This window comes from Halovulum sp. GXIMD14793 (assembly GCF_054457435.1).
This window is the reverse complement of record NZ_JBTLNE010000102.1, coordinates 1-5280: the sequence shown is the minus strand read 5'-3', so window position 1 is coordinate 5280 and position 5280 is coordinate 1. Positions and strand designations below refer to the sequence as shown.

Below are 5280 nucleotides of genomic sequence, written 5' to 3'. Positions count from 1 at the left end.
GCCCATTCCAAATCGCTCATGTCTGATCGCGCCATGTGACTACTCCCGCCGCTTGTTTGGCGCGAAAAAAATCACAAGTCATTGGGAGTATAAAGCCCTTTGTGGGTACGCTGCCTAGTCATCATTCGGGCGAATGAAGTCCAAAAGCATCTGTAGCAAGACGGAGTTCTTACGGTCCGTGCGCCAGATCGCCAAAATCGGTGTCGTGTATCTGTAGCTGTCAGGCATAACTTCCAGATAGTTCGCCTGCGAACCTTCGGCACAATGCACCGGGAAAAACCCAAGATACAGACCGCTATGGACCAGCGCCATGACGGCCTCGGTCTGGTTGGCGATACTGCCTACGGGAAACCGGCCTTTGGTCTTTTTCACCTTGCCGCTTTCGAAATAGCCGCGATGCACAAGCGCGTGGGTTTCAACCTGACTAGCGGTCAGGGCAGCGTCCGTCTGCATGGCCTGCGCGACCGGATGATCGTCCGCGCAGAACAGACCAACCTCTTCTTCGTAAAGTGGCAGCGCGCTTAGCGACGGGTGGCGCTGATAATCAGGCACGATCCCAAGATGTAGTTTGCCGTCAATGACACCTCGCTCCACCTCGGCAGGGGTGCCGGTCATCAGCCGGACATTCACATCCGGCGCGGTTTCCCGAAACTTTCCAATGGCCCCGATCAGCGGATTTCGGTCATCTGCCAGGGTGAAGTCAATCATGCCGATATCAATCGTTCCGCCCAGACGATTGTTGACCGCTGCCATGTTGGTGGCAAATTCATCCGCTGCGGCCAGCAGCCGGTCGATATGCTCCAGTGCGATCACACCCTGTTGGGTCAAGGAAAACCCGCCCCGCCCCCGATGACACAGATGCACGCCGAGGCGGGTCTCAAGATCCGATACCTGTTTCGATATTGTGGACGCCCCGATGCCCAACTCTGCCTGCGCTGCGGACAGGCCCGAACACTCGATCACGGTCTTGAAGACCCGCATCAGTCGCAGATCAACATCGCCGATCTTGCCTGCAAAGACCTTTTTGCGCCGCGCCATATGTTTTCCCCAGGAATTAACTTGCCCAATTGTGCAAATTTTATTGCGTTATTTCAACTTTAATGAAGGTTAAATATCCCCGAAGAAAGCTGGAAAATCTGCGGGCAGAGGTAAGGCAATGACACTCAACAAAGACAGACTGGACGCGCTCCGCGCGCAGTTTCAGGACGCCGATGGCGGGACCATCTTTAACGAGAAATATAGCCGGATCGCCGATAAGATTTTCTCAGAAGGTGGGCGGCGCCCTGCCCCCTATGCCGGCATTCCGACCTTGCTGGATGCACCCCAACGCGATGCGGCGGCGCTTGCGGGTCTGCAGGTGGCGCTTTACGGCGCGCCCATGGACCTTGGGGTGACGAACCGCAACGGTGCGCGCTTCGGTCCTCGTGCCTTGCGCAGCATCGAACGGGTGGGCCCATATAACGATGCGTTGGAGGTCGCCCCCATCCACGAAATGGTGGTTGCGGATATCGGTGACATCCTGTTTGAAAACCGGTTTGACCTGTCGCAATGCCATAGCGATATCGAAGCCTTTGCCAAAGCGATCGTTGCGGCGGGTGTTCTTCCCCTTGGGGTTGGCGGCGACCATTCGATCACCCATCCGATCCTGCGCGCGGTTGGCGCTGACAGGCCAGTCGGCATGGTCCATATTGACGCGCATTGCGACACCGGCGGGTCTTATGAGGGGGAAAAATCCACCATGGCGGCCCCTTCCGCAACGCGGTTCTGGACGGTGTGCTGGACCCAGAGCGGACGATCCAGATCGGCATCCGCGGTGCCGCACGTTATATCTGGGAGTTCTCGGACGTCTCCGGCATGACCGTGGTCGAGGCCCGCGAAATCACCGAGGATCGCCTGCCCGAGATCATCGATAAAGCCCGCACCGTGGTCGGCGATGGACCGACCTATCTGTCCTTCGATATCGACAGCCTTGACCCGGCCTTTGCCCCTGGCACCGGGACACCCGAAATTGGCGGCCTGACCACGCGCGAAGCACTTCGGATCCTGCGCGGGCTGAAAGGCATCAACTTCGTCGGTGGTGACGTGGTCGAGGTCGCCCCCGCCTATGATGCAACAACCAACACGGCGCAAGCCGGTGCGCAGATGCTGTTCGAGATCCTTAGCCTCCTGCAGTTCTCGCCATCATTGCCACATCCTCCGAATGGCTGAGGTGTATTGAGCAGCCTTTCGGAGATCCGGCACGAAGCAGCGGGTCTAGGAGCCTGACTTTGTGCCAGCGCCGGCCCCTCCCTGTGGCCGGCGCTTTCATATCTGAAGACGTTCTAAAGATAGTCAGCGGTCCGCCCGTTCTGCGCCAAGCAATCGCGGAAGATCACCGAACCGGGCGATGCTGCCAAAGACCAGCACCGCCGTCATAACAAAGAACACCGCGACCGATGCCATGACGGGCGTATAGCCATATCTAAGCGAGTTGAAGATCTTGATCGGCAGTGTCTCGGCGGTGAACCCGGCAACCATGTAGGCGATGATGTACTCGTTCAGGCTCAGAACAAAGGCGAAGGCAAAACCGGAAATCATGTAGGGCCGCGCCAGCGGGAAGACTACAGTGCGAAAGACGCGGCGGTTATTGGCCCCCATGACCCGGGTGGCCTCGATCAGCTGGCGGTCAATGGCTTCCAGCCCGAGTGAAATCGTCACCAGCGGCAGCGTCACCAGAAACACACCGTGGGAAATGATCGTCGCATAGATCTGCCCGTAAAACCCGATGGTGATCCAAAACACCAGAAACCCCAGCGCCGAGATCACCGGCGGCAGCATAAACGGCGCCACCCCAAGGCCGAACAGCGCGCGGGCCAAACGGCTTTGCTTTTTCCAGGCATAAAGCGCCAGCGGCAGCGCAATTGAAACCGCAAGGGTGCTGGCCCCCAGCGCAATCACAACCGAATTTCGCAACGCCCCAAGCCAGTCCTTGGCCTGAAACAGCTCTGCATACCAGGCCAGTGAAAACCCTTCAGGTGGGAACAATAGGCGCTTTGGTTCATTGACCGAGACACCCAGAACCACGATCAGCGAGGCGGCCAGAAAGCCAAGGACCAGCAGTATGAACAGGGTCTTCAACGCGTTCGACATCTAGTCCCCCCTCTTCTGGCCCAGCATCATCGAAATACCGACAAGCGCCAGCGACACCAGCATCAAAAAGATCGCCATGGCGGCGGCAAACTGGGAGTGAGAAGACGATGACCTGAATGGGCGAAACGATCGAACAGATCTGGATTGGGAAAACCAGTTTTGGGCTCAGAACCGTGAGTTCGTCAGAGAGATTTGGACCCAATCCGCTGATCACCATACCGGCCCGCGGCTTCTGAAAATGCCGCACAATGAGGCCTGACAGAAGACCGCACTCGATCACACCTCCAGACAGTCAGAAACTTCTTGCATCCCGGGCGGCAACCACAGAAGCACAAAGTGCCGAATGCTGCACTTTACACGAATGGCCGGTTTGGTAGTTGTCTGGTTCTCAATGTATCCTTTCGTTAAGTATTGTGAAGATGGTTGCCCGGACTTTCTGCTAGGAGATCGATATGGCCAAAGCTAACAGAAATACACTCCCCAAGAACTTCGAGGACCTCCTAGTCGAAAACGATCTTGAGACGCTCAAAGATGTTTTTGAGACGTGCTGTCTGGATGCGCGCGGTGGCACCACAAAGCAGACTGCCCTTGCTTTCAGCGAATGCCCCGACGAACTCGCACGATGGCTCGTGGATCAAGGTGCTGACATTTCGGCGGCTGATCGGTATGGGGAAACCCCCCTGCATGCACGGGCACTTCATTGGCAAGGCCGTCTGGAGGTTCTGCTGGAGCTGGGAGCAGACGTGCACCTCCGCGACACGCGCGGCAATACACCGCTCCACGGCGCGGCTGCGGCGTACAACGCGAAAACGGTTAACGTACTTCTCAAGCATGGCGCACGTGCAGATGCGGTTAACCACGACAAGCAGACGCCACTAAGCCACGCGCTGCGAAGATGCAGCAATGCCAACATTGTCGGCATGGCAGAGATCGCCGAGATATTGCTGGCCGCGTCGAGAGTGCCTGAGAAGACAGGATTTCTGTCGAAACTTTTTGGCTCCGGGAAAGGAGATGGCTCTGTCGTCACGCAGGATATGAAGCACTCTGTTCTTCGCATAGGCGCGAACTTTGAATTCCATCGTAGTGGTTTCAATCCTGACTACGTGGATGCGACAAGTGCTGCGCTCGACCGGCTTTATCTGTTGTTTGATGTGCCACCTGTCCCCCGTCGGGCAATGCATGACGGCAAATCACCGATTGTCGCAAAGGCGGCACGCTGGGAAGAGCGCCATCAAGAGCTTTGGGAGCTACTGGTACCCTCAAGCGGTGCGGCAGAGACGGTTCAGGGTGAAGTCGTGCGCGTGTCGGGAAAGATACGCGATGAGTTCGAGAGAAATGGCGGGGCCAACTGGGACGCGGACTACAAGAAGTTGGCTGATGCCTTCTTGGCGTATACGGGGTCCGGCGTGCCACTCTCCAAAGACGAGTGCGATGAAGCCAGTGTCATTGTCAAAGAGTTGAATCGGCGCGGTGGAGACACCGCGAGAATGTGTGAATTGGCTGTCAACTGGGTCGCTCTTAATCCAAAGCCGTTAGAGCTTCCGCCGCCGAAATATCATAGATAGATCGAGCTATTTCAGAGTGGACAGAGGGCTCTGGCTTCAGTCCACAGATTTAATGCAAATAGTGTTATCCAGCTGCATTGCCGCCATTGGTGAGAGTGTCCGATCTTCTGTGTATGAGTAATTTGGCCCATGCTTCATTAACGAAGGAGCATGACGACAATGACGATATCGACCCGCGACATCCGCGCCCACCTTGAGGATGTCTATGGCCTGAAGGTCTCGGCAGAACTGATCAGCCGCGTCACCGATGCCGTGCTCGACGAGGTCCGCGAATGGCAAAGCCGGGCGCTGGGCCGGATGTATCCCATCGTCATCTTCGACGCGCTCAGGGTAAAGATCAGGGACGCGGACAGCCGGACGGTCAAAAACAAGGCTGTTTACGTGGCCCTGGGCGTCACCCGCGACGGCAGCCGCGAGGTTCTGGGCCTTTGGATCGCCGAGAACGAAGGCGCGAAGTTCTGGCTGTCGGTGATGAACGAACTCAGGAACCGCGGGCTGCAGGACATTTTGATCGCCGTTGTGGACGGGCTCAAGGGCTTCCCGGACGCCATCACCGCAGCCTTTCCGGACGCCCTGGTCCAGACCT

3 protein-coding genes and 2 pseudogenes are annotated in these 5280 nt (G+C 57.3%); 3 read left to right on the top strand and 2 right to left on the bottom strand.

The genetic code is table 11. The annotated features are described in order from the left end of the window. Nucleotides 1-114 precede the first annotated feature (114 nt). Nucleotides 115-1038 carry a LysR family transcriptional regulator gene (locus ACW9UQ_RS18215; RefSeq protein ID WP_458932412.1) on the bottom strand — a complete coding sequence of 308 codons (924 nt, stop codon included), beginning with the start codon at nt 1036-1038 and terminating at the stop codon, nt 115-117. Nucleotides 1039-1156: 118 nt separating this feature from the next. Between ACW9UQ_RS18215 and speB the strand changes: the two are divergent. Beyond that, nucleotides 1157-2208 (top strand): annotated as a pseudogene (gene speB / locus ACW9UQ_RS18210) (agmatinase). Between the two features lie 123 nt (nt 2209-2331). On the opposite strand, the gene ACW9UQ_RS18205 reads toward speB, so the two are convergent. Continuing rightward, nucleotides 2332-3129 (bottom strand): ABC transporter permease, encoded by a 798-nt coding sequence (locus tag ACW9UQ_RS18205; protein ID WP_458932411.1) that lies wholly within the window; start codon nt 3127-3129, stop codon nt 2332-2334. 452 nt (nt 3130-3581) lie between these two features. On the opposite strand from ACW9UQ_RS18205, the gene ACW9UQ_RS18200 reads away from it, so the two are divergent. Both ACW9UQ_RS18200 and ACW9UQ_RS18195 read left to right on the top strand, forming a co-directional pair. Then, nucleotides 3582-4694, top strand: coding sequence for an ankyrin repeat domain-containing protein (locus ACW9UQ_RS18200; RefSeq protein ID WP_458932410.1), 1113 nt, complete (start codon nt 3582-3584; stop codon nt 4692-4694). A 147-nt stretch (nt 4695-4841) separates the two neighbouring features. Next, a pseudogene (locus ACW9UQ_RS18195) lies at nt 4842-5280 on the top strand (IS256 family transposase); the annotation flags it as partial.

Bases quoted from the DNA above. Each gene is read 5' to 3' on its own strand.
- ACW9UQ_RS18215 (WP_458932412.1), bottom strand. From the start codon at position 1,038: ATGGCGCGGCGCAAAAAGGTCTTTGCAGGCAAGATCGGCGATGTTGAT.
- ACW9UQ_RS18205 (WP_458932411.1), bottom strand. From the start codon at position 3,129: ATGTCGAACGCGTTGAAGACCCTGTTCATACTGCTGGTCCTTGGCTTT.
- ACW9UQ_RS18200 (WP_458932410.1), top strand. From the start codon at position 3,582: ATGGCCAAAGCTAACAGAAATACACTCCCCAAGAACTTCGAGGACCTC.